Below are 25,239 nucleotides of genomic sequence, written 5' to 3' on the forward strand. Positions count from 1 at the left end.
ATCGTGTGTGTCAGAGAACTGGAACAAAGAACGGCTTTAACCGTTCCTTTTCCGAGATCGCAGACAGCACCGCCCGGGCGGTATCCAGCGACTCGCGGATCGTGACATCCATATCCAGATATCGATAGGTGCCCAGACGACCAACAAATGTGACGTTTTGGGTGTCTTCCGCCAGCGCAACATACTCACCCAGCAGCGCTTTTTCCTTTAGCTGACGGATCGGGTAATACGGTATGTCATCCGGACCAGCGGCTCGAGAAAACTCGCGATAGCAGACCGAGCCGTCATGCGTTTCCCATGGCGAAAAGTGTTTGTGCTCAGTAATCCGGGTAAAGGGCACCTCTTCCTCGCCATAGTTCATCACCGCGCAGCCTTGATAGTCGCCGTCATAGGTGAACCGTTCGAAGTCAAGCGTGCGATAGCCCAGGCGGCCAAGCTCATAGTCGAAATAGCCATCCAGCGGGCCAGAATAGAACACGTGATCGAAGTTATCCGCCATGCTGCGATCGAAAGTGGTTTTCAGCTTCACCGTGATGCCGGGGTGATCGAGGATACCGGCGATCATATCGGTGTAACCGCTCTCGGGCATGCCCTGGAAATTATGGAAAAAGTAATTGTCGTCGTAGTTGAACCGAACCGGCAGGCGTTTCAGGATCGACGCCGGCAGCTCGGATGGGTGACATCCCCACTGTTTGATCGTGTAGCCTTTGAAAAACGCCTCATAAAGGTCGCGACCGACGAACCGCATCGCCTGTTCCTCGAAACTCTGCGGGTCGGTGATGGATGTATCAGCCTGTTCTTCGGTGATAAACGTGCGGGCCTCGTCCGGGTGCATGGTCTTTCCAAAGAACTGGTTGATTGTATGCAGGTTCACCGGCAGCGAGTAGACCTGCCCTTGGGACGTGGTTTTGACCCGGTTTTTATAGGGCAGGAAGTTGGTGTATTGGTTCACATACTGCCAGACCTCTTCATCATCAGTATGGAAGATGTGTGGCCCGTAGACATGAACCATGACGCCGGTATCGGCGTCACGTTCCGTGTGGCAATTGCCGCCGATATGGTCACGGCTGTCGACCACGGTGACATCATGCCCTTGTTCCGCAAGTTCCCGACCGATCACAGCCCCAGACAATCCGGCCCCAACCATCAAAAACTGCATATCAGGGGCTTTCCTGTTTCATCGAAATCGTCGTCATGTCGAGGGGTTTGATCAGCTGACGGCGGGCAATTTTGAAAATTCCCGAGCGCGCCTCGCTGGCACTGCGGAACTTCGGCAGGACCGACATCCATGCCCGGCACATGTGCCATCCCAACTGCAAACGACCTGAGATGGGTTGCCCACCTTGCAGGATCGCGGCAAAGACGACCGGAACGGTACGCCGCGACAGATCAAACATCTGCTTTAGAACGGCCTCTTCTTCCTCTGAGCTGAGGTTATTCGACTCGGCCATCGCAGCTTTCAGGTTCTTTCCGATCGGCCGCGTGTGGTGCATCGCGATCTCGTCCAGAATGGCGGTTCGAAACGCGCCAGCCTCAGCCCATCGGCACCAGATATAGTCCAGACCATAGCCACTCATGGTGCCCTGAAACAGCGGCAGTGCTTTCTTCAGGATATCCTTGTGCAGGCACGGGGCCATGATCTCAATATAGTTTGTGTACCGCAGCACGAAGCCCGGGCATTGGCTGAACACAAAATGCGAGAAATAGCTTTCGGGGGTCAGCGACGGTTGTGCAATACGCAATCCGTGAACCTGCATGGCATCAAACAGCGCATTTACATCCGCAGCGCTGATGTCCAGATCGTCATCCGGCAGCCAATAGTAGTCATACTTATCAAGGTCACGGTCGGCGAGGGTTTTGAACAATCCGTCCCATTTGCCGCCTTTTACCAGCACAGCCTCGACACCGGGTTCAGGTTTGAATGCCGCAAATGCCTCGTCTGAGAAATAGCTGATCAGAAGATCGTAGGTGCGATCTTCATAGGGGATTTCTTGCCACCGATGGTGCAATGACTTGTTGCCCGCACGGACAACCACAAGGCTATTCTTCATGCGCGGTTCCGAACCCGATTACCGGCCTGCATCAAAGGGCCGAGCCCCTCGATCATGTCTGGGTTCAACGGATGGCTCAACCGTCCGTACGTGTATTTTGTCTGGTACATTAGGTTTCGAACGAATCTGGCCATGGGCGAGCCGGGTTTCATTTTACTGCGGCAGTGGTCAATCGTGCTGTCTGTCTCTTTACGCTCTGCAACCATTTGCTCGGCGAGGGTGAGAATGGGCACGTTGTGTTCCCAATAGAACTTGAGGTCTATGTCGATGGGGCGCGTAATCGGGGCCTCGATCGCCAAAAGCTGAGCGGCGGCACGACGGCCAATGATGTAACCTGTGGTTCTGGGTGGCAGACGGTCCGACAGGACAAGATCCTGATCCGCAACGGATTTAATAACCTGCCCGTTGTTTCCGGACACACCATCGATCTTGATCATGACGTCTTCAAAACATTCACCACACTCAGCCAGTTCATTAAAAAATGGCCTGGGGTCCTGCACGAAAGTTGCGTCATCTTCCAAAACAAGGCTGACATAGTCGGAAGAGTCAGCAATTTCCTGCCAAATCTGACGATGCCCAAGGGTGCAGGCGACCTCGTTACGGCTGAGCGGGCGCTTGAATTTGATCCGGTTCATGTCGGCATCATACAAATGATGCAACTCAGAGTTGTTTAGCTGATCTCCGGCAATGGCGTCGCAAAACTCATGGCTCAAGCCAAAGCGGGCAAATTCGCTTTCGCAGAAACGTCGCCGTTCAACGTCTTTCGGCAAACTCAGAATGACGGCCTTAATCGACACTGTTCCATTACCAATAGTTTTTTGCACCGTGTTACTACGGGCCGTATTTACTAAGCACAAGCGAAACTGGTCTATCCTTTTCCCGCGACGCGTCAAGGATTTACTGCGGCAAAAAACCGCCGAAATTTAATCGTTACTCTCGCGCTACAGTAATTTGCCCCACAATATCAGAGCTTCCATTCTTCCAAGCATATACATATCACAATGAAACCAAAAAGAAAATCGCCTGGCCCCATCACGCGGGATAGCAATAGTTTCTGCCAACGCTTCAAGCTGCCCTTCACAATTCCGGATTCTAGTGCAGCAGGAGATGCAAACAAGACGCTATTAAGTTGTGCGGACTCCTTCCGGCTTAGACCTAAAAACTCCACGTAGAGGGCGGCGCGCGAAAGCCCACAATACATCGCGCGCCCTTGTTGAACGGGAGCATCAAAACCTTGTACAACGCAACGCCAACCCTTATCTGACGAGGCCCCTGCGCAACCTTGTGATTGGGCAACTCTGTCGCGTCATTTGATCTGCCCTTTAGGCGGGAGCGATTATAGGTTATCTGAGCGAGCGCATGATTTCACGATCTGGAGAAAGCAATGATTAAGCGTGCCTGGACCGAATGGCGATCAGGCTATATGGGCCGCCTCATTGGCGAGAGTTTTTTTGCCCAAGGACGCCTTTATGCCGTCGCCATCGTTGCGATGATCGCCGTTGCCGCGACCACCGCGGGCTCTGCGTTTATGATGGAGTATATTATCGATGCGATGACCAGTCCTGATATGCGCGAATGGGCGGTTGCAATCGCCCTCGGCGTAGTCGCGTTGTTTTTGGCAAAGGCAGTAGCGTCCTACATCCAGGCCATCTATTTGGCGCGCGCAGGCAATCGGATCGTGGCGATGCAACAGGATCGAGTGTATCGTAAACTACTTCGTCATGGTGTTTCATTTTTCGCCCAAAATGAGTCTTCGGATCTACTTACCAGGACAACTCTTGGCGCACAGTCAGCGCGAACGCTTATTGATGTTCTTGTAACTGGGTTTGTACGTGATGCGTTAACTTTGATTGGCCTTGTGATAGTCATGGTGTATCAGCAGCCCGTGCTGTCGATCATGTTTTTCCTGGTCGGACCGGTTGCCTTGCTGGGTGTGCGCTATCTTTTGAAAGGCGTGCGGTCGATCATGCAGCAGGAATTCAAATCTCTTGCCGAGATCATTCGTGTCCTCCAGGAGACAACCACCGGCATCAAGGTGATCAAGGTATTCGCACTTGAAGACAAGATGATCGACCGGATGGAAACAGCCATATTGAAGGTCGAAGAGCGATCGAACGACATTGCAAAATTGCAGTCTATTGCCAGCCCCTTAATGGAATTTCTGGCCGGTCTGGCTGTTGCTGGAGTTTTGATCGTTAGCACTCTCGGGATCGCAGGAAGCGAACCGCCAACTGCCGGTCAATTGATGTCCTTTATTACGGCTCTTCTGATGGCATACGAGCCTGCCAAGCGTCTATCAAAAATGCGCGTTCAGATTGAGGCGGCCATGGTCGGGGTCGGCATGTTGTTTAGCTTGCTGGATCAGGAAGACACTATGCAGGAAAGCCCCGAAGCGCGCGATTTGTTGGACGGGCCTGGCGAGATAACACTGCGCAACGTCACTTTTGGGTATCACGGCTCAATGCCCATTATCGAGAATATGAACCTGACCTTTGAAGCAAACAAAACAACAGCGCTGGTTGGTCAATCTGGCGGTGGAAAGTCTACAATCTTTGGTCTGATCATGCGGTTCTATGATCCCGACTCAGGAAGTGTCGAAATCGATGGGCAGAACATTCAGTTTGCAAGTTACCCCTCTCTGCGGCAAAAAATTTCTTACGTAGGGCAGGACACGTTCCTGTTTTCGACAACTGTCATGGAAAACCTGCGATGTTCAGCGCCAGAAGCGACCGACGAAGAGGTCATGGAAGCCGCAAAAGCTGCGCACGCGCATGATTTCATTTGCCAATTGTCGTCTGGTTATGACACGCAGGTTGGAGAAAACGGGACTTTCCTATCAGGCGGTCAGAAGCAACGCATTGCGATCGCTCGGGCGATCTTGCGCAATGCAGAAATATTGTTGCTGGATGAAGCCACCAGCGCGTTGGACGCGGAATCAGAAGCCTTGGTCAAATCAGCGTTGGATTCGCTGACGCAGAATATGACTGTGATTGTGATTGCGCACCGCCTCTCAACTGTCCTTGAGGCGGACAAAATCATGGTCGTTCAAGATGGTACCGTGGTCGAGCAAGGAAACCTAGATGAACTCATGCAACTTAATGGTCAATTCCGCAATCTGTTCGACCAGCAGTTCAAGAAACGCGAAACCGCAGCTATAGAGTGACGATTTCGTGAGGAAAGCTATTGGCAAGTAAGGTTTAGGTGAGCCGTTTTCCCGCTTCCTGGCCAAGGCTAGAAAACGAACGTAGCTTTAGGGAAAGATGTTGATCTGCCTTGCTTGATCTAGCTTGAAAACGCTCAATTTCCTGAGATGAGAGGCCCAAGACCCCATTCAAAGTTGCTAATATCTGGCGTAAATTCAAAAAACGGTTGGAGGCGCTTCTTTGGAAGCACCGTAACTGGCAATCGGAACGCAATACAAAGTTAGCTGTTTGGGTCATGACAACCCAAGAGCGAGGAACAATTTGACCTTACGTAACGACAAACTGGCAACGGAAATGGGCAAGCGGAACAATCAGGCCGCGCCGGAAAACACTCAAGAGCAACTTGAGTGCATGTCGCTAGGATCATCAAACGAAACGATTGAAATTTGTTTAGCGTTTGATCGCAATTTTGTTCAGCATGCAGCCGTAACACTCTTGTCCGCATCTCAGGCATTGAGCCCAACTGAAAAACTGATCGTGCACGTTTTGCAGGCGGGTGACATCGGTTCTGAAGTTCAGATCGCATTCGAGAACGTTGCGCCGGATTGCACATTTCACTGGTACGAAATCGACGTGGAACGTTTCAACAGCCTTCCAGATAACCGTGATCATGTTTCTCTGGCCACTTACCTCAGGCTTTTCATTCCCGAAGTACTAAGCGAGTTTTCCTCGCGGGTGATTTATCTGGATTGCGATACAATCGTCGCGGACGAACTTGGAAAGCTGTGGTGCCAAGACCTTGGCTCAAGCCCGATCGCAGCAGCACCGGATGAAGGCGGGTTGACACAAGCAAAGCGATTGAAGTTAGAAAACAACGCCTTCTATTTCAATGCCGGGGTTTTGGTTTTTGACCTAGAGGCGTTGGACCCTGCGAAGTATTGGCAATCAGTCAAAACAATCGTGTCTGATGAATCCATCAACCTCGAACTCCAGGACCAAGACATTTTAAACCTGGTCTTCAAGGGACGAACTCATTGCCTTGATCTTCGTTGGAACGCAAACACACGGCTGTTTATTCCTGACGATATTGAACCAGCTTACACACCAGAAGAAGCCCTAGCGTCAGCACTAACCCCTGGAATTCTCCATTTCACCGATAGAAAAAAGCCATGGTGCACCAACTGCAATCATCCATTGCGCCATCTCTACTGGGAACTTAGGAACCAAACACCTTGGCGTGAAACTACATCAAAGCGGTTCTTACGGCAGGTTAAAAACTCACTTCGAAATCGATTTAGCAAGTCCCGAAAGGCTGTAAACCGTGTCTGGTAAGAAGGCTTCAAAACTCATTCGTGAGATTGCACGGCCCGCGAAACAGTTAACAAAACTGACCCATAGGGTTTCGTCGCGGCTGTATTCGCCCTACCTCTATGACCTAACAGCACGCCGTCGCGTGCGGATTTCCCCAGGTGCGATCCACTGGAAAAACCATGCTGCGATCTATGTGATCGCGCCATTTCACGGTGTTTGGCCGTCGCACCTTCAAGCGCTCGATTTTTTGGTAGCATCAGGCGCCGCACCGATTGTTGTTTCAAATCTACCATTAAGCGAGACCGAGAAGAACAGCATCTCGGAGCGAGCGACTGTAGTTATCGAAAGACCAAATCAAGGATATGACTTCGGAGCATTTCGAGAAGGATACCTGTACCTGAGCGATCGTTTCGAAGAGTTATCGCGAGTAACTATGCTCAACGATTCTGTTTGGTTTCCTGCTCCGAATGCCACCAACTGGTTTTCGTCTCTAGATGCTCAGAACTCTATTTTTACAGGTGCAACTTCGAACTATGGGGGATCCCTTAAAGTTCCAAAATCACTGGGTCCGGAGACTTGGAGATACGGCCCACAGAGGAAGAACTTCCACTATCAGTCATACGCGCTTTCGTTCTCCGCGCGTGCATTCACAGATCCGGCATTTTCTAAGTATTGGGCTACTTTTCCACTGACAAATAGCAAGGACTTGACTGTCCTACGCGGAGAAATTGGTTTGTCTCAATGGGCACTTTCGCGGGGTTGGTCCACTTCGTCCACATACCCGATTGAAAGAATGAATGCGTTTATAGAACCCCTTTCAGAAACGCGCTTGAGAACCATCGCTGAGAACTTGATTGTGCTTGGAAATCCGGAATTTTTTGCGCTTAAACATCGAGTTTTGAAAGAAAAAACGGATAAAGACAGCCTGCGTGCACTGATCTTGTCTGCGGCACGATGTTTGGGAGTCGCCTACGCGACACCAGAATTCAACCTGAATGAAATGAAGTTCCCATTCCTGAAGAAGTCACCAGTTTGGCACCAACAGGAAGCATCCGACACGACGCTCCGCATAATTCGGGAGTATGGTGATACGTGGGGGATTTTGGAGGAAGCAGAGTTTCTAAGGCGCAAGTTGCTTTAGGCTGTCATGCTGCAATAGGATTCAAATGAGCCTTGTACAGCTGGAGGTGGCAACAACCTTGCCGCCGCCAAAAGAACTTATGAGCAGGTAGTTTTTGCGGTTCGGGGCCATAGTAGGAAGGATGCTGCGTTCACAGATGTAGTTGCCGATTTCAAGCCGCTCGTCGCTGAAATACTCCAGATCCCCGGCGGCATGCTGGCCGAACTGGCGCAAAGTACCGCCGCAGTCAGTGCAGTCTTCTCCTGCCGAAGGTACTGAGTCTCGCCGTTTCAGATGATCAGGCAGCGGCAAACGGCTTTGCTGACGTTTGGGTGGATCGCTCCTTTGCGGTTCAGCCGCGACTTCAATCTCTGAGTCTTTCGCCACATCTGCGTATTCCCTCTAGATTGCCGGTTGAATCCAAATTTCGCTGTGCTTTTGTCCCTTGGCCGCGGTGCTGAACAGCGAGACCTTCTACAGCCTACGGGACGCGCAAATCCTGATTGAACAATGGAGGAAACACCGCAACACAAAACGACCACATAGTGCCTTGGGCTACCGCCCACCGGCGCCGGAAACCATCGTGCCGATGGAACCTGGGCCGATCATGAACTAACATTCAAACTGGACCACTCAGGTAGGGCTGATCAGATCACGAAGCCAATTGTGGATCAGATTGGCGTTCATCGAATACCGACGCGCCACCTGCGCAACCCAGACGCCCGGCACCTGCGTCTAAGAACAGATCGACAGCTTCTTCTGACCATTCTTCCCGGCCATTGAATGCACCAAGATCTCTACTATGAAAGTGGGCATTTTCAACTCACTCCAAAAGTCGTCAGAGCAGGCAAACCGGACAAATACTTTGTAACTAAATTACCATCATGAGCATCTAACAACAAAATTATGCACTGTATTGAACGTCAACGGTTTGAAAAACCGTAAAGCACGACCAAAACCAGATTAGGGTGCCCACCTCTTTCAAAATGCCCTGTCGGAATTTTCGGCCTGGGTAGCGGTCTCGGCAAGCTCATAAAGGTATTGCCCATATGCATTTTTCTTTAGCATTGTCGCCAGTTCTTTCAATTTTGTGACACTTATCCATCCTTTGCGAAAAGCGATTTCCTCTGGGCTACCAACCTGTTGACCCTGTCGCTCGGACAAGGTTCTGACAAAGTTTCCTGCGTCAAGTAGGCTAGAATGAGTTCCCGTATCCAACCATGCAAATCCTCGACCCATTTGCTGAACTTCAAGCGTGCCCTCATCAAGATAGCTTTTTAGAAGATCAACGATTTCCAATTCCCCGCGCGCAGAAGGTTTTACCCCTCGCGCACGTTCAGGCGCTGTTCCATCCATGAAGTAAAGGCCTGTCACGGCGTAATTCGATGGGGGCACAATCGGCTTTTCAACGATTTCAGTTACCCGGCCACTCACGTCATACCCAACAACGCCGTATCGCTGTGGGTCAGAAACCCGGTATCCAAAAACGGTGCCGCCCTTATTGCCCACGTCAGCTGCTGCGAGCACGTCTTGCAAACCGTGCCCGAAAAACAGGTTATCTCCAAGAACCAACGCAGATGGCGCTCCGTCCAGAAATTCTTCGGCCAAAAGATAGGCTTGCGCCAGGCCATCTGGACTCGCTTGTTCAATGTAGGTGAAGGAAACGCCCCATTTGCCTCCGTCGCCCAAGACGCGCTTAAACTGATCTTGATCAAGTGGCGTCGTAATAATCGCGATTTCGCGGATACCAGCTAACATAAGCACACTGATTGGGTAGTAGATCATCGGCTTATCATAGATTGGCAGCAATTGCTTTGAGACTCCGATTGTGATCGGATAAAGCCGCGTTCCCGATCCACCAGCCAAGATAATTCCTTTGCGATCTGTCATGATTTCATCGCCTCTGATTCAAAAATTGTATCTTTAAGCCCATTGCGCCAATCTGGTCTTTCAATTCCAAAAACGCTCTCAAGACCACTGTTGTCCAATCTGGAGTTCAGGGGGCGCTTTGCCGGCGTCGGAAATGCGGTGCTTGGAATATCAGTGACTCGGCAACTAACCCCGCTCAACCGAAAAATCTCTCGGGCGAATTCGGCCCAACTTGTATCCGGCCCGCCCGAGTAGTGATAGGTTCCTGATTTTTCGGGCTGGCGAATAAGTTGTCTGGCACAGTTCAGACACGTATCTGCAATATCTTTTGCAGGCGTAGGCCCGCCGATCTGATCGGCAACGACCGAAATCTCATCTCGATCGGTACCCAAGCGTAGCATCGTTTTGACGAAGTTTTTTCCATGACTCGAAAAAACCCACGATGTCCGCAAAATCAAGTGTACTCCGCCTGCGACCCGCACGGCATCTTCGCCCTGCAGCTTTGTGCGTCCGTAGGCACCTAATGGACCTGTGGGATGGTCCACTTTGAAGGGCGCGGTGCCACTACCATCGAACACGTAATCAGTTGACAGGTGCAAAAAAGGCAAACCGCGTTCTGCTGCTGCTGACGCCATAGCTGCTGGAGAAACGGCGTTAACTATCCGCGCCGCTTCTTCTTGTCCTTCAGCAGCATCAACAGCCGTGAATGCCGCTGCGTTGATGACAGCGTCGGCATCAGTTGCCCTGACTAAAGATGCGCACGCATCAGGATCCGATAAATCGGCTACGTTTCGGCCGATTGCCTCCACAACAACGTCGCTTGCGTGCCGCTGCAATTCCTGGGCTACTTGGCCTGTCTTCCCGAAAACGACAACCTTCACGTTTTTGTCCCGAGCCGCTTGCCTACGCCGTCACGCTGCTGCAGCGGGCCCCACCATGCTTCGTTATCCAGATACCATTGCACTGTTTTGCGCAGGCCCTCGTCAAGAGTCACTGCGGGCTCCCATCCCAATTCCTCACTAATTCGCTTCGCATCGATGGCATATCGGGCGTCGTGTCCTAGCCTATCCTCCACAAAGGTGATTTGATCAGCGTAGCTACCGGCACTCTTTGGACGTAGCTCATCTAAAATAGCGCAAAGCGCCTTAACAAGATCAAGGTTGGAGGATTCGTTGTTCCCACCAATATTGTAGGAACGGCCAATCTGGCCTTTCGTCATGACCTCGATCAAAGCATCAGCGTGATCTTCCACATACAACCAGTCTCGAACGTTCGATCCATCACCGTAGATCGGCAACGGCTTACCAAACAACGCATTCAAAATGGTGACGGGGATGAGCTTTTCGGGAAAATGAAAAGGGCCGTAATTGTTTGAACAGTTACTTAAAACGACCGGCAATCCATAGGTAGCGTTCCAGGCGCGAACTAAGTGATCGCTCGCAGCTTTAGACGCGGAATATGGCGACCTTGGATCGTATGAAGTTTCTTCAGTGAACTTAATCGAAGTATCCATAGGAAGAGAGCCAAAGACTTCATCTGTAGAAACGTGATGAAACCTGAATTTCTTAGGTCGACCAGTCCGTTCCCAATGGTTGCGGGCCGCCTCGAGAAGGTTATAAGTTCCCTTTATGTTTGTATCGATAAAGTCCTCAGGCCCATCTATCGACCGGTCAACGTGACTTTCTGCCGCCAGATGCATAATCGCATCCGGCTTGTGTTTTTCCACAACTTCTTCGACTGCCGCTCGATGGCGCAAGTCCGCTTGTTCAAAACAGTAGTTTGGATGATCGGCGACACTTGCGACGTTTTCGAGGCAAGCAGCATAGGTCAAGGCGTCCAGGTTTACGACGTCATGCCGGCGAGCAATCGCCAATCGTACGACCGCAGAACCGATAAAACCGGCCCCACCGGTCACAAGAACTTTCATTATTGAGATCCTTCAAAAACGAATGGGCTAGCCACATCCCTTAACCGTCGGGCGGTCGAGTCTTTTGGGGATAGTATGGGCACTTGGCCCGCCAGACCCCAGTCAACATTAATATCGGGGTCATCGAAGCACACAGTTCCCTCGGACTCCGGCGAATAGTAGTCCGAGCATTTGTAGACTATTTCTGCATTCGATTCACGGGTTAGAAATCCATGCAAAAATCCTTTTGGAATATACAATTGCTTGCCATTTTCCGAACTAAGCTCCACACCCAACCATTTGCCGTAACTTGGGCTCCCGCGGCGGATGTCTACAATTACATCAAATAGGCGGCCATGACCGCAACGTACAAGTTTGGCTTGCGCAAACGGTGGCGCTTGGAAGTGAAAGCCACGCAATGTTCCCGATGATGTGGACAAAGAATGATTGTCCTGAACAAATTGCGTGTGGACACCAAACGACTTCATCTTCTCGTGGTTCCAAGTCTCACTGAAGTAGCCGCGATCATCTTCGAACCGTTCTGGTGTGACGACCAAAACCCCCGGAAAGGCAGTTCTTTCAACCTTCATTCAACGCTCCATCGTCTTTCTCGCCTATCTGAGTGCACGCTTGGAGCCAGGAATGAATCCGTCCAAATTTAGTAGCCCGGCTATGCAAATATTTGCACTAAAAAGGTTCTTGATCGTTGATCGAACCTTTATTCAACTTGCCGTGTCACTACAAGTACTTCGCTGGAGATCCAGCCACCGGCTGCTATTCATTGAAAAAACCACCAGGCAGATTTCACCGGTTTTATCACATATCGGATCGCACAAATTTGTTAGATCAATATTAGCAAGATATACTTTGTAAAATTTTGGCGACCCCGGCAGGATTCGAACCTGCAACCTGCCCCTTAGGAGGGGGCTGCTCTATCCAGTTGAGCCACGGGGCCGCGCGACGCTCTCTTTAGCCGGGTTTTTCAACCTTGTCATGGCCTTTGCGCGACGGTTGTAAGTCTCACTCTGTTCACGCTACCATCGGGCAAAACAACATCGCAGGTGCCCCAGTGACAACAGAAACCAAACGCCCGCTTACCCTTCGTGATGTTTCGGAAGCGTCCGGAGTGTCGGAAATGACGGTCAGTCGGGTTCTACGGAACAGGGGCGATGTTTCGGACGCCACGCGCACCCGCGTCTTGGCCGCCGCGAAAGAGCTGGGGTATGTCCCCAACAAAATTGCGGGCGCATTGGCATCTAGCCGGGTGAATTTGGTGGCGGTGATCATTCCCTCGCTGTCGAACATGGTCTTCCCCGAGGTTCTAACCGGCATCAATCAGGTGCTGGAAGACACCGAGCTGCAACCGGTTGTGGGCGTCACCGACTATATGCCGGAAAAAGAGGAAAAAGTGCTGTACGAGATGCTCTCGTGGCGGCCGTCCGGAGTAATCATTGCTGGCCTCGAACACACCGAGGCCGCGCGGGCGATGCTGGATTCAGCTGGTATTCCGGTGGTCGAAATCATGGACACAGACGGCAAGCCGGTGGACGCGATGGTCGGGATCTCTCATCGTCGTGCCGGGCGCGAAATGGCGCAGGCGATCCTGAAGGCTGGCTATGAGCATATCGGGTTCATGGGCACCAAAATGCCGCTGGATCACAGGGCCCGCAAACGGTTCGAAGGCTTCACCGAAGTTCTGGGCAAACACGGGGTCGAGATCGAGGATCGCGAATTCTACTCTGGTGGATCGGCTCTGGCCAAAGGGCGTGAGATGACCCAGACCATGCTGGAACGGTCCCCAGATCTGGATTTCCTCTACTACTCCAACGACATGATCGGTGCCGGTGGACTGCTGTATCTGCTGGATCAGGGTATTGATGTGCCGGGACAGATCGGCCTCGCCGGGTTCAACAATGTCGAGCTTCTGCAGGGTCTGCCGCGAAAATTGGCCACAATGGACGCCTGCAGGTTGGAGATCGGACGCACAGCCGCAGAGATCATCGCAGCGCAATTGGCTGATCCCAATGCCGAGGTCGACACGCGTGTGACCCTAACCCCCAAGATCAGCTTTGGCGACACCTTAAAGCGGCGCTGAACACGTGGCGCTGCAACGGCTTGACAACCGAACAGCTCGCGCGCTGTTCATGGATCATCATGCATTGGCCGAGCCGCCATCGGGCGGCGCAAAAGGCGCGGAATTGCTGGACCTGATCCATCGTCTTGGCTTTGTGCAATTGGACAGCATCAACACGGTTGCGCGCGCCCATGACATGATCCTGTTTTCGCGGCGCCCATCTTATCGCGCAGGCAATCTCAAACGCTTGTACGAGAGCGACAAGGCGCTTTTTGAACACTGGACCCATGACGCCGCTGTCATTCCGATGGCGTTTTATCCGCACTGGCATTTGCGGTTTCAGCGCGATGCGGATTTGCTGAAGTCCCGATGGAAGAACTGGCGCCGCGATGGGTTCGAGCAGCGATTTGCAACCGTTCTGCAACATATTCGGGATCACGGGCCGGTCTCTTCGTCCGACGTTGGCAAGGACGAGAAAAAGGGATCCGGCGGCTGGTGGGATTGGCATCCGTCAAAAACGGCGTTGGAGTTTCTTTGGCGCTCGGGTGCTCTGACGGTCATAGGGCGGCAAGGATTTCAAAAGCGCTATGATCTGACAGAACGGGTGATCGAATCGCATCTTTGCCCGGGCAATATGCCCTGTGAAGCCGAGGAGACAGTGGATTGGCTGTGCAACGCGGCACTTGACCGGCTGGGGTTCGCGACGTCTGGCGAACTGGCCGCATTTTGGGACACTGTCACAACGAGTGAGGCAAAGTCCTGGTATGAACAGGGTCTAATTCAGGGAAAATTGGAAGAGATCGAGGTGACCTGCGCGGACGGCAAGCTGCGCAAGGTGATCGCCCGACCAACCGTTTCCGAGAATGCACAGGCTGCACCCCGTCCCTCGGGCCGTATTCGGGTCCTTAGCCCATTTGATCCCATGCTGCGCGACCGCAACCGTGCGGAACGGTTGTTCGGCTTTCACTATCGCATCGAGGTTTTTGTACCCGCCCCAAAACGCACCTACGGCTACTATGTGTTCCCGCTGCTTGAGGGCGACCGATTGATCGGGCGGATTGACATGAAAGCCAACCGGGACCGCGGCGTGTTGCAGGTCAGCGCCTTTTGGCCGGAAAGATCCGTGCGCTGGTCTGATGCCAGGGCCAAAAAGTTGCAGTCAGAGCTCGACCGGGTCCGACGATTCACCGGGTTGGACAACGTAGAATTCGCCCGTGATTGGTTAAAAGACCCATTGTAAGTTGTTACAGAAGCACGACAACCGTAAACAATGACCTAGAAGCCTTGCCCAATATGGCCGTCCGTAGGTTTGTTGCTTCTTCACAGAAATTCTGTTCGAACTGAACAATGATTCACAGGTCTGATAAAAGTACAGATGAACTGCTTTAACGGATGAGTATCAGGACTGGTTTCCCACCTTGATCACATATATCAGTCCGTGACCGCACCCTGGGCTCAAAGGAGAATCCATGTCGAGTGAACTGCCGAAAGTTTCCGTGGTCGTGTTGACATATCAGCACGAGAAATACATCGAAGCTTGCCTGCGTAGCTTGTCATCTATCCGTTACCCAAATTTCGAGGTCGTTGTTTTGGACGACGGCTCGGCCGATCGCACTGCCGAAGTTGCCATATCCTTTGCCTCTCAAGCGAATTGCCCTATCAGGATCTTGCAGCAGGAAAATACGGGCCGCACGGCCGCGAATACTCAAAAATTAATCGACGCCACCGATGGGCCATATGTTCTAATGATGTCCGGGGATGATATGCTAACGCCTGGATATCCCCTTGATGATATTGTCGCAGGCCTAGAGAAAAATAAAAACTTAGATTTAGTCCTCCCCTATCTTGTTTATTTTGATGAAGATCCGGCCCAAAGAACACCTCATTTTTATGACACTGGTTTTATTGAACCACTACGAAGCGGCGATGCGAAAAGGGTGCTGGAAGAGCATTTATTTAGACAGGTCTCACGGATATTCCTTCAGGGAACCGTGATGCGTCGAGATCTAATAAACTCCGTGGGCGGGTTTGACGAAGAATTGCTTGCTGATGATTACTCATTTGTTCTTCGCGTTTTTACACACATGGCTAATAATGATCGTATTTTCGAATTCCACGAGAAAGCAACTTGGTTGTACCGAGTACACCAAAAAAACGTGCACCAAGTAAAATTGCGTCAGAGCAAACTGATATTGGAAGTAGTCGCCAAATATGTCCCCAATATATTTTGGAGTAGCTTTGACTGGTCACATATAGAAATTCGCAATTGGCACGACTACCAAACTATTCGACAATGGGTTTTTGAACATTTTGGTCCGACCTTCGGACCGGAAATATTGGGTCATATCGAACTGACAACTATTAGAGGAGCGCGCAATCGACAGGACCAAAAACTCTTGGTCAAATTTTGCAAATCCGCAAACACTACTTCCTCTTTGAGGCTCCGGGCACTGAGGTATTATTTAAAAAACAGATTAAAGGTCACGTTTATTAAGTGATGGAATACCGCCTTGCCATCCGGACGTCAAAGAATTGCTCAGCAAGTCCTGCACTCACATCCAGAACAGACAGACTCGGTGGTAGTTTCGGGTGAATTAACCGCAACAAGGATCCTTTGCTTAGGTTCTTGGCTGCAATAAATGAGAGAATTTTCACCTATACTTCAAAACCTACGCTCTTTTCGTGTGGTTTTTGGTCAACATCCAAAAAGATGCCCGAAAACGGTGTGCCCAAGAAACAGCGCAGTCAAACTATAGATTTGGCGAAGCAGATCAACCCAATGAAGGCTATCCTTTGTTTTAGAGCATCTAAGCGATACTCAGACAAGGTTACAGTTGTTTCAGGGCAACAATACCTCTCCCAATCTGCACGACAGTCTTTGATACGCAGCAAGTTCTCGATCAATTCTGGTGCCGTCGACGCGACGAAAGGAACCGACAGTGTAAGTTCACAACCGAAATCACCACCTTGGGGTTGCGCGTTTTAGCTCTGGATAATAGGGTCGCCGTCGACAAACGAATTCCAATACGATGATCACGGGACGCAGACTCCTCTGGCCGTCATAAACTCAGGCGAAAATTATGCCTAATAACGATAACAAACTCTATAACTTGCTCCGCCGCAAAGTTATGTCAAAGTCTTTTGAGTTAACCGATATATCCAAGATCTATGACGCTGACGGCGTCAAATTAACTAGACTCGCTCCTTCACAAGTCAAAAAAGGCCTTGCTCCAACTTTTTTTGGAGAAATTGGCGATATTGACACTAATGATTACAATGGGACGTTTAATTGCCCTGAATTAAAGATCTGTGAAATTAAAGATGTAAGTGTCGTTGGTCGCACGGAGTTTATTTTGAAAGATTCCACCGCGTATTATCCGACGGTGGTTGATCCATTGCGCGACATGTTTACCGCTGAGATCGAAGGAAGGGCTAAGCTCTCTTCCGGTTTCCAAAAGGTATCACTTTGGCTGAAAACAAAAAAGCTTAGGGTGGAACGGGGCATCAGTATTCTTGGGCAGTGTAATGGAAACTTCGCTCATTTCTTGATCGAGGCCATGCCTAGGCTGGCACTTATAGACGAAATACCTGAGTTTGATGGTTATCCACTTCTTATCGATCGCCCACTTCATCCACGACTACTTGAAACCCTCGCCCTGCTTAATCGCAAAAATCGCGAAGTTATACATGTTCCTAATTGGCAGCGAGTGCACGTCCAAAATTTGGTGTATTTGACACCTACAACTTATATTCCACCTGAAGATCGAGCACACGACACAGGCGGCGCTCAAAATGTGTCTCACACGCAGACGATGTACTTTTCGGATATGGCCCTCGCAAACTTAAGGGAAGTTGCATGCAAACAAGCTGAACATTTGTCGAACCGGACAGCGACCGCCGCGAGGTTACCGACAATTCAGTGGGTAAGAAAGACATCAAGCGGTGAGACAGACGCTTTAGTTTATGACGCTGGCGAGTCTAAGATTGGCGAAATGTCCAGCGCTGAACTGAAACGTGTGTACTTGCGAAGGGAAGATCGGACTTCCGGCAACGGCCGTAGTCTTCTCAACACCTTCAGTGTGGAAAATATGTTGTCAGAGAAAGGTTTTGTAGCGGTTGATCCAGCCGATCTCTCTGTCGCTCAACAAGTTCAATTGTTGAAAGACTGTGAGTGCGTCGTTTCTCCAATAGGCGCTGCATCTCTGAATTTATTGTTTCGGGCGCCGGGTGCTTCTGTCGTTTTGCTGGCACCTTCATATCGGGGCGCAAACTATTTCTACTTTTCCAATCTGTTTGCAGCGCTAGGCCATCGAGTATCTTTTGTCCTCGGTAGACAGATACCGAACCCCGATCAACCACGCTCGAATCGCGATTTTTTTGCCGACCTTTCTGCTTTAGAAGAGGCGCTGGACTGGGCGCTAAACGAATCCAAAACTCACAAAGAGATGGACGAACAATGAAAGCACTTCTCATCGGCTCCAGTTTCAGTGCGGCCCCAATATTTGAGGCAATGCGAGTACTCGGTGCTCAGGTAACCGTCATTGGCCGCAATCCGGATGATCCCTGCCACGCCTATGCACATGCGTCCATCTACGAAGATTACTCAAACCCTGAGACTTTGCTTGAAGCATGCAAGGCGAATGACTTCGATTGCATTGTACCATCGTGCAATGACTATGCGTATATGGCCGCAACCTATGTTGCCGACAAACTTGGCTACCCGGGTTTTGACACCCCGGAAGTTGCGCGTGTTCTTCACACGAAAGATGCATATCGGGAGAAGTTAGAGGAACTAACGATTCCTTCGCCCCGTAAATACGGTGAGTTTACTCCTGACAGCCTGTTTGACGCCGGTCATATCCCAATGCCCGCGATCGTAAAGCCAGTTGATAGTTTTAGCGGTCGTGGCGTTAATGTCGTTTACCAGCAAGGAGATTTAGAACGCGCGATCCAGGATGCGTTTGGCAGTTCCAGGCAGAAACGTGTCTTGATCGAACAGTTTGTTGAAGGAAGTCTGCATAGCCATACGGCATTTGTTTTCAATGGTGAGGTCTTTTGGCATGAATTCGCAGATGAGTATTGCGAGGTGTATCCCTATGCAGTCGATCGCTCGGTTTTTCCGTCCACCCTCCCGGAACAGATTAAGACGGGCGTACAAGAAAGCATGTGCCGCCTTGTCGACGATATGAAACCCAATAACGGACTGATGCACACACAATTCATCGCAAAGGGCGATGAATATTGGATTATTGAATGCATGAGAAGGTGTCCCGGCGATCTCTACGGACATAAGATCGAACTTTCATGCGGCATCGATTACGCAAAGTACTATGTGATGCCCTTCCTCGGTTTGACCTACGACACTCAAAAAGTGATGCCTCAGGCTACGGTTCAGGTTGAGCGTCGCATTTTGACAGTCTCTCAAAAACAGCCCTTGTTCTCTGTTACATTCAAAAATTCTGGAAACAGATTGGAATATGTACCATTAAAAACTAGTGGTGGGGAATTGGAAGTCGCCCCTTACGATAAAGCCGGGATACTATTCTCTGTAAGTAGCAGTGAGGATACTCCTAACCCACAATTTGAAGTGGATATGCAAGGTTATGACCACTCGCACTCCCAAAACTGAGAATAACTCTTTAGAAAGCTGAAAAATTGGAAAACAAACATAAATCCGAAGAGCGCACAAACATAGCTAAAGCGTTCTGCTCCCGGTTTCTCAATGCCGACACACGACAACGGTTCGTGTTTGGACGTAATGTTTATACAAAGAGCATTCTTGAACACGTCAGTATTGCCGGAGTAATCGACGATTTCACTAACGAGCAAGTTTACTGTGGAATTCCCGTGTTAAAGATCAGCGATCTTCCGGCAGATGCACTCGTTGTGGCTGCATCGGGCGGTAAACCCCTGACAGTGGCAAAGCTCCTGGACGATCTAAGCATTGATCACCTCGACTATTTTTCATTCCTAAAGCACTCGAATCTGTCGCTCCGCGATATTGTTTTCAATGAAGGGTTTGACGAAGCACTAGCCCAAAACCCTGAACGTGTTGAGTGGCTAAGAAATCTAATGGCGGATCCGACGTCGAGCGAGATTCTCGACAAGCTTTTTGGCTTTAGGTCCTCACTTGACCTGACACATTTGGACGGATTTTCGGATCGGCAAAAAGAACAGTATTTTGAACCCTTCATAACCTTTCCTGATGGCGCTGTTTTCTGGGACGTCGGTGGTTTTGATGGGTATACCTCTCAAGAGTTCGCCAGGCGATTCCCAGGATACGATTCCATCAAAATCTTCGAACCGGAACCGAGAAATCAAGAGAACTGCAAAAAGGCGACCGAAGACCTGCATGACGTGGAAATCATGCCCTACGGCGCCGGATCGGAGCCCGGTGAAGCGCGGTTTTCATCTGATGGCTCGGCATCCACCCTGGCAAAAAACGGCGAATTGGTAATCAATATACGCAAACTGGATGAGTTTGGAAGTGTTCCACCCACATTCCTAAAAATGGATATTGAAGGGGCAGAAATTGGCGCGTTAAAGGGCGCCGGGGAACTTATTTCAAAACACAGACCAACACTGGCGATTTCCGTCTATCATCGTCCCAGCGATTTTTGGGAAGTCCCAGAAATCGTGCTGGGCTTCAATCCCAATTATCAGGTCCATTTGCGACACTACACGGAATCGATTTATGAAACGGTGATGTACTTCATCCCGTCATAGCCACACTATGACGGGTTAGCACTCCGGGGCGTTGGTACTTTTAGATACCGCCCCGGTTCATCAAGTGCCTGACGGACAACCAACGCTGTGTTCAATGCGTTCGTTCCATCCCGCGCCGAAATTCTTGGCACAGCCTTGCCTAGAGCAACATCGTGAAAATGGGCGAGCTGATCTGAAAAAACACTCTGCCAGCTTTGCGTCAGCCTATTGCGATCTTCAGTTTCAAACGGCTTCGTCCAATCTGGGTCTTCTTGCTTCCAAATCTTTAATTGGGGAAACTCCACCGCCCCCCGGTCAAACAGAAACCGGTATGGGTTTTTCCGGGATTGAGGAAAAGTAGGTGCGTTCTCCCCAGTCGCTTGCTCCCAACTCCAAGGAGACGCAGCGCTGTCACTCAAGAGTATTGTCCCTAACGCCCCACTCTCGAATTCCATATTCAACGAAATTGTAGCTTCAACTTCTGGCCGGCGTCGCCGATTGGCGCAGAACGCCGACAGACCGTGGATTCGACCAACCATCGCCTGCAGATACTCAATTTCATGAATCAAGTTGATCATGATTGGCCCACCCGAAGGACCAACACGCCAATCAGTATTGAAGTAGTCGTCGGGCTTTCGAACAGACCAAACGCCCGAAAACCCTACCAAAGACCCCAGTTCTCCTCCTCGAATGAGGTCATGCATTTCTTGGATGACTGGATTGTACCTACGGTGATGCCCAACGAGTACCGGCACACCAGTGCGCGCTTCCGCGTCTAAGATGGCCTCACATTCTTCCAGAGATGCTGCGATGGGCTTTTCAATCAAAACGGGCATACCTGCTTCAAGCAAGTCAATTGCAATTTCCGCATGTGTCTCATTCGGGCTTGAGATAATCGCAGCCTCGGCAACGCCCGCGTCAATCAGATCTCGGTGCGACCCAAAATTTGGAACGCTATACGCTTCCATAATGTCTATTGGGGTGTGATTTGGATTCACAATTGCCGCCAATTCCAGACTAGGGTTCTCTGCAATCAAATCGATGTGTTTTCGACCGATCAATCCGCTTCCAATTACAGCGATCTTCATTTCTTAAACACCTTTTCCAGTGTGCAGCTCAACTCTCTGAGTACTTTGTTTTGGTCGTTTTGCGAAAAGTGTGGTCCGATTGGCAAGCTCAGCAGACTCTCGGCCATTTGGGTTGCAACTGGAAAGGCGTTGCTAGGAATAGCAGAATCTTGGTAGGCCTCCTGAAGGTGCGGAGGGACCGGGTAGTGAATCAGCGTGTTTATGCCAGCTTCTGTCAATTTGGACTGAACAATATCCCGTTGATCTACCTGAACTACAAACAAGTGCCAAACGGGCTCCGCCCAGTTTGGTACATAAGGCATGATCAGACCCGAGACATCGATCGAATCAAGGTAGTTCTTGGCAACAAGACGACGTCTTTCATTCCAATCGTCCAAATGCTGGAGTTTGACACGCAGTATTGCCGCCTGGATCGGATCCAATCGACTATTGGTCCCTTTGACTTGATGATAGTATTTTTTCTGAGATCCATAATTTCTATAGAGAGCAATTCGATCAGCAATATCGGGATTGTTCGTGGTCACTGCACCGCCATCGCCCATGGCACCAAGATTCTTGCCCGGATAGAAACTCCAACAAACTACATCGCCATGAGATCCAATGCGCTTTCCCTTGTACCGAGCTCCGTGCGATTGAGCGGCATCCTCTATAACGAATAGCCCGCGCTCTTTTGCCAAAGAGCAAATCGGATCAAGATCTGCCGGCTGTCCATAGAGGTGAACTGGCATAATTGCACGAGTCCGATCGGTTATCGCCCCTGAGATATTGTTGGATTCAATATTAAATGTCAAAGGGTTAGGGTCTACTCCTACAGGAGTTGCACCGACCGCAGAAACAGCGAGCCAGGACGCAATATACGTATTTGATGGCACTATGACCTCGTCACCGGGACCGATCCCGAGCGCCCGTAGAGATAGTATCAAGGCATCTAATCCATTACCGACACCTATTGCTCTTTCAGCCTCACAGTAATTGGCAAAATCATGCTCGAAGGATTCGACTTCTGGGCCCGAAATATAGTAGCCACTCGAGAGGACACGTCCAACAGCGGCGTCAATATCGACCTTTAGCTCTTGGTATGCTGCGGCGAGGTCAAGAAACGGCACAGTCATCGATTTTCTTCCTTCGCTTTCAGTAGAAATTCGTCATAGTCCCGATAGTAATCGGCTTCGTCGTAGGTTTCTGAAGCTAAAACCATACAGACTGCACCAGAAGTGAAATTATTGAGATCGCGCCATACCATCGGGCCGATGTACAGCCCTTTATGTGATCTGTTCAGTTGAATTGTTTTCTTCGAATGACCATCATCCAGTGTTACATCAAAGGCACCTGAAATTGCCACCATCAGTTGGTGCAGCGCCTTGTGTGCGTGACCGCCGCGAACACTTCCGCCGGGCACGTCATACAAATAGTAAACTCTTCGTATGCTAAAATCTATATGGTTGCCGCCTTCAATAAAGGTCAGATTACCGCGATGGTCCTCTATTTTGGGAAGGTCAAGGACCTTACAACCGTCAATTTTCATTCTGAAAACAATCCTTTAATCTTTGGATATTGACCCCAGCTCTAGCACATCGGACATCCGGCTATCGTTAAGAGAGAACGCCATTATCTACTCTATTATAACGTTTTTAGTAGTTACTTAAATGTCAGCAAATGGTAAAGGGTTCTGATCCAAAAACAACGGCTTAGGGCAAGGATTTGCCGCATCACCTCTCACTGTGCAATACAATGATTCAAAAAGCAGGCCGACTGGCGAATATTGACGCCAATAGCGGCTAAAATGGTGCAATCGCCCGCTGCAAGATCCACAACGAGAAAGAGTGTTTTCAGCAACCACCCCAATTTGGCCGACTACCAAAGTAATATCTTGTGCATCTTGAGTATTGACCTCTAACGGCCCTCAGACCAAGCAGAGCCCGAACACCCGGTAATCCGAGCTGACCAATCCGCAAGAAACCAGCCTCTAAAGCACCCAAGCCACCAAACAATCGGTAAACATTGACCGGAATTACAAATTATATATCAATCTCTTAACGCAATCTTGTTTTGCGTGCTTAGATTGCCAATCCTGCCTATAGTCCACCGGCGCAAACTATTTAAGCAGAGTCTTCAGACTCTAAAACAGCCATTCCGATGCGCTGTAACCCGTCAATCCCGCCTTCCAGGACATCGCCCGCCAACACCGGGCCAACCCCAGCCGGTGTACCAGTCAGGATCAGATCACCGGGCCGCAGGTGATAGTATCCAGACAAATGGCAGATGACCTCATCTATCTTCCAGATCAGCTCTTCCAGCGTCGCGTCCTGCCGCGTTTCCCCGTTCACGTTAAGATAAATGCGTTTATTGTCGTCCGGGGACCAATCTGCCGCGCGGGTCAAAGCGGCCAACACAGTGCCGTTTTCCAGATCCTTGCCCAGATCCCACGGGCGCTGTTTATTCCGTTCGCGGATTTGCAGGTCACGACGCGTCATGTCCAGCGCACAACCATAGCCATAAACCGTGTCCAGCGCCTCGGCCCGCGTCGCACGAAAAACGGGTCTGCCGATCGCGACCGCCAGCTCCATCTCGTGGTGAAAATTCTCAGTTCCCGGCGGATAAGGCACGGTTGCACCCGACAGAACCGCGTTCGGGGCAGATTTTGTAAAGTAGAACGGCGCCTCACGATCGACCTCATTTCCCATTTCGGCCGCATGGGCCGCATAATTGCGGCCAACACAGAAAATGCGTCCCACGGGATACGTCGACAATTCACCCTCAACCGGGATCGAAATCGGGTCGGGTAAGGAAAACAGATTGTCCGGCATCAAAGCCCCCTAACTGTAACTGGCGGCTTGTTTCTAAGTTGGCAGGACCAGTTGAACAAGCCATGCAGGGTCGCGCCTAGCATCACCATCACCATCACCATCACCATCACCATCACGCGAACTAGCCCCGTCGCTGGCTGTTCACAATTCAAAGTTTCGCCTTGGAAAGCCTTGGGTGCGCGCTACCTTTGGTTGTATCATGGATCACGCCACCATCGTTTTGACACTCATTCCCTGGCGATATCCGAAATCCACCCGTCGCTGATCAGGTGATTTGCCTGTAGGCGGGTGCAACTGAATCAGAGAGCGACGGCCAAAGACCTGTACCCCCACACGGTCTTTGCGTCCGGATGTCCGCTTATTTTCAGGTGGCTGTTTCTCTGAGGTGTGAGCCGGATAAATCCATCCGGCCACAGGCCAGACACGCAGTCCAGTCAAAGTCTGGCCACCCCGCCGGAGGATACCCATACTTCTCTGGCGGGGGCAAAAGCCTTTGCATGCCCGACGTGCGATCAGGTCTTCAAATCATGCAGATCGTTCAGCAGGTCCAGCAGCGCTTCGTGCCGATCCGGGCCTAGCTGGGTCTTGATCTCTTCAGCCAGACGAAGTGTCACCTGCATGTTGTCTTGGATGATCTTTTCGCCTTTGGCCGTGATATCGATGATCTGACGACGCTTATCCTCGGGATGGACCCGGCGCCGGATCAAATCCTTGGCTTCCAGTTTTTGCAGAATGCGCGTCAGACTGGGCAGCAAAAGGCACGATCGATCCGCGATATGCGTTGGCTCTTGAGGGCCTTCTTCTTTCAGAACACGCAGAACGCGCCATTGCTGTTCCGTAACACCCGCATCAGCCAGCATATGTCGAATGGGCCCCATGACCCTTTCGCGCGCCCGCAGCAGTGCAATCGGCAATGAGCGGGACGTATTAGGCAAGTCGCTGGTCATAGTGGAATTTTTGCCCAAATTGGATCAAACTGCAACTGGCCAAGCGTTTTACCCATGATATCATAAACTTGACCGTGTAATATACGACCCTTTTAGGCACATCGCGGCTTCGAGCCGCATCTCAAAATTAGTAAACAAAGCAATTAATATTGACGTTTTCTTCAGAATGACGATCACTGGACGCACAAAGAAACTAAGTCCCGGTCCGATCCCGGGGT

At 50.6% G+C, this 25,239-nt stretch carries 22 protein-coding genes, 1 tRNA gene and 1 pseudogene; 10 read left to right on the top strand and 14 right to left on the bottom strand.

Annotation, left to right across the window (positions count from 1 at the left end; translation table 11 throughout):
- Nucleotides 1-10: 10 nt before the first annotated feature.
- From glf to AC2FIS_RS10175, 3 genes are read right to left on the bottom strand one after another with little or no spacing between them, the layout of a single operon-like run.
- Nucleotides 11-1,159, bottom strand: a complete 1,149-nt coding sequence (gene glf / locus AC2FIS_RS10165; RefSeq protein ID WP_496773195.1) for a UDP-galactopyranose mutase — start codon at nt 1,157-1,159, stop codon at nt 11-13.
- A 1-nt stretch (nt 1,160) separates the two neighbouring features.
- The gene (locus AC2FIS_RS10170; protein WP_496773196.1) at nt 1,161-2,051 is read right to left on the bottom strand and encodes a hypothetical protein; all 891 of its coding nucleotides are present in this window, start codon (nt 2,049-2,051) and stop codon (nt 1,161-1,163) included.
- The gene (locus tag AC2FIS_RS10175) at nt 2,048-2,848 is read right to left on the bottom strand and encodes a glycosyltransferase family 25 protein (protein ID WP_496773198.1); all 801 of its coding nucleotides are present in this window, start codon (nt 2,846-2,848) and stop codon (nt 2,048-2,050) included. Before AC2FIS_RS10175 ends, AC2FIS_RS10170 begins: the two co-directional genes overlap by 4 nt.
- Nucleotides 2,849-3,435: 587 nt before the next feature.
- Between AC2FIS_RS10175 and AC2FIS_RS10180 the strand changes: the two genes are divergently transcribed.
- From AC2FIS_RS10180 to AC2FIS_RS10190, 3 genes are all read left to right on the top strand, one after another.
- On the top strand, nt 3,436-5,214 hold the full coding sequence (locus AC2FIS_RS10180) for an ABC transporter ATP-binding protein (RefSeq protein WP_496773199.1): 1,779 nt from the start codon (nt 3,436-3,438) through the stop codon (nt 5,212-5,214).
- A gap of 301 nt (nt 5,215-5,515) precedes the next feature.
- Nucleotides 5,516-6,526 carry a glycosyltransferase family 8 protein gene (locus tag AC2FIS_RS10185; RefSeq protein ID WP_496773200.1) on the top strand — a complete coding sequence of 337 codons (1,011 nt, stop codon included), beginning with the start codon at nt 5,516-5,518 and terminating at the stop codon, nt 6,524-6,526.
- Nucleotides 6,516-7,646: a rhamnan synthesis F family protein gene (locus tag AC2FIS_RS10190; RefSeq protein WP_496773202.1), complete on the top strand. Its 1,131-nt coding sequence runs from the start codon at nt 6,516-6,518 to the stop codon at nt 7,644-7,646. The genes AC2FIS_RS10185 and AC2FIS_RS10190 overlap by 11 nt, the downstream gene beginning before the upstream one ends.
- 21 nt (nt 7,647-7,667) lie before the next feature.
- Here the strand turns inward: AC2FIS_RS10190 and AC2FIS_RS10195 are convergent, their stop codons facing one another.
- Entirely contained in the window at nt 7,668-8,012 is a 345-nt protein-coding gene (locus tag AC2FIS_RS10195) for a hypothetical protein (protein WP_496773204.1), read from the bottom strand.
- A gap of 67 nt (nt 8,013-8,079) precedes the next feature.
- Between AC2FIS_RS10195 and AC2FIS_RS10200 the strand changes: the two are divergent.
- Nucleotides 8,080-8,241, top strand: a pseudogene (locus AC2FIS_RS10200) (integrase core domain-containing protein); the annotation flags it as partial.
- Nucleotides 8,242-8,606: 365 nt separating this feature from the next.
- Here the strand turns inward: AC2FIS_RS10200 and rfbA are convergent.
- From rfbA to AC2FIS_RS10225, 5 genes are all read right to left on the bottom strand, one after another.
- Nucleotides 8,607-9,515: a glucose-1-phosphate thymidylyltransferase RfbA gene (gene rfbA, locus AC2FIS_RS10205; protein WP_496773206.1), complete on the bottom strand. Its 909-nt coding sequence runs from the start codon at nt 9,513-9,515 to the stop codon at nt 8,607-8,609.
- Nucleotides 9,512-10,375, bottom strand: a complete 864-nt coding sequence (gene rfbD / locus AC2FIS_RS10210) for a dTDP-4-dehydrorhamnose reductase (RefSeq protein WP_496773207.1) — start codon at nt 10,373-10,375, stop codon at nt 9,512-9,514. Before rfbD ends, rfbA begins: the two co-directional genes overlap by 4 nt.
- The gene (gene rfbB / locus AC2FIS_RS10215) at nt 10,372-11,421 is read right to left on the bottom strand and encodes a dTDP-glucose 4,6-dehydratase (protein WP_496773208.1); all 1,050 of its coding nucleotides are present in this window, start codon (nt 11,419-11,421) and stop codon (nt 10,372-10,374) included. Before rfbB ends, rfbD begins: the two co-directional genes overlap by 4 nt.
- Nucleotides 11,421-11,990, bottom strand: a complete 570-nt coding sequence (rfbC, locus tag AC2FIS_RS10220) for a dTDP-4-dehydrorhamnose 3,5-epimerase (RefSeq protein WP_496773209.1) — start codon at nt 11,988-11,990, stop codon at nt 11,421-11,423. Before rfbC ends, rfbB begins: the two co-directional genes overlap by 1 nt.
- A 288-nt stretch (nt 11,991-12,278) precedes the next feature.
- Nucleotides 12,279-12,355: transfer RNA gene (locus AC2FIS_RS10225), tRNA-Arg, on the bottom strand.
- 114 nt (nt 12,356-12,469) lie between these two features.
- Between AC2FIS_RS10225 and AC2FIS_RS10230 the strand changes: the two genes are divergently transcribed.
- The 6 genes from AC2FIS_RS10230 (at nt 12,470) to AC2FIS_RS10255 (ending at nt 20,200) form a co-directional block, all read left to right on the top strand.
- Nucleotides 12,470-13,495, top strand: a complete 1,026-nt coding sequence (locus AC2FIS_RS10230) for a LacI family DNA-binding transcriptional regulator (RefSeq protein WP_108860587.1) — start codon at nt 12,470-12,472, stop codon at nt 13,493-13,495.
- Between the two features lie 4 nt (nt 13,496-13,499).
- On the top strand, nt 13,500-14,714 hold the full coding sequence (locus AC2FIS_RS10235; RefSeq protein WP_496773210.1) for a winged helix-turn-helix domain-containing protein: 1,215 nt from the start codon (nt 13,500-13,502) through the stop codon (nt 14,712-14,714).
- Between the two features lie 229 nt (nt 14,715-14,943).
- Nucleotides 14,944-15,972, top strand: a complete 1,029-nt coding sequence (locus AC2FIS_RS10240; protein WP_496773212.1) for a glycosyltransferase family A protein — start codon at nt 14,944-14,946, stop codon at nt 15,970-15,972.
- Between the two features lie 582 nt (nt 15,973-16,554).
- The gene (locus AC2FIS_RS10245) at nt 16,555-17,934 is read left to right on the top strand and encodes a glycosyltransferase family 61 protein (RefSeq protein WP_496773213.1); all 1,380 of its coding nucleotides are present in this window, start codon (nt 16,555-16,557) and stop codon (nt 17,932-17,934) included.
- A complete protein-coding gene (locus AC2FIS_RS10250) occupies nt 17,931-19,103 on the top strand; it encodes an ATP-grasp domain-containing protein (RefSeq protein ID WP_496773215.1) in 1,173 nt (390 codons plus the stop codon). The genes AC2FIS_RS10245 and AC2FIS_RS10250 overlap by 4 nt, the downstream gene beginning before the upstream one ends.
- A 116-nt stretch (nt 19,104-19,219) precedes the next feature.
- Entirely contained in the window at nt 19,220-20,200 is a 981-nt protein-coding gene (locus AC2FIS_RS10255) for an FkbM family methyltransferase (RefSeq protein WP_496773216.1), read from the top strand.
- A 5-nt stretch (nt 20,201-20,205) separates the two neighbouring features.
- Here the strand turns inward: AC2FIS_RS10255 and AC2FIS_RS10260 are convergent, their stop codons facing one another.
- The 5 genes from AC2FIS_RS10260 to hpaR form a co-directional block, all read right to left on the bottom strand.
- The gene (locus AC2FIS_RS10260) at nt 20,206-21,267 is read right to left on the bottom strand and encodes a Gfo/Idh/MocA family oxidoreductase (RefSeq protein ID WP_496773217.1); all 1,062 of its coding nucleotides are present in this window, start codon (nt 21,265-21,267) and stop codon (nt 20,206-20,208) included.
- Nucleotides 21,264-22,379, bottom strand: coding sequence for a DegT/DnrJ/EryC1/StrS family aminotransferase (locus tag AC2FIS_RS10265; protein ID WP_496773219.1), 1,116 nt, complete (start codon nt 22,377-22,379; stop codon nt 21,264-21,266). Before AC2FIS_RS10265 ends, AC2FIS_RS10260 begins: the two co-directional genes overlap by 4 nt.
- Nucleotides 22,376-22,792 carry a sugar 3,4-ketoisomerase gene (locus AC2FIS_RS10270; protein WP_496773221.1) on the bottom strand — a complete coding sequence of 139 codons (417 nt, stop codon included), beginning with the start codon at nt 22,790-22,792 and terminating at the stop codon, nt 22,376-22,378. Before AC2FIS_RS10270 ends, AC2FIS_RS10265 begins: the two co-directional genes overlap by 4 nt.
- Nucleotides 22,793-23,366: 574 nt before the next feature.
- Complete coding sequence (locus tag AC2FIS_RS10275; protein ID WP_496773223.1) at nt 23,367-24,074, bottom strand: fumarylacetoacetate hydrolase family protein; 708 nt, start codon at nt 24,072-24,074, stop codon at nt 23,367-23,369.
- Between the two features lie 512 nt (nt 24,075-24,586).
- Entirely contained in the window at nt 24,587-25,021 is a 435-nt protein-coding gene (gene hpaR / locus AC2FIS_RS10280; protein ID WP_496721294.1) for a homoprotocatechuate degradation operon regulator HpaR, read from the bottom strand.
- Between the last annotated feature and the right edge of the window lie 218 nt (nt 25,022-25,239).

The sequence above is a fragment of the Ruegeria sp. CDSB113 genome (assembly GCF_059611045.1).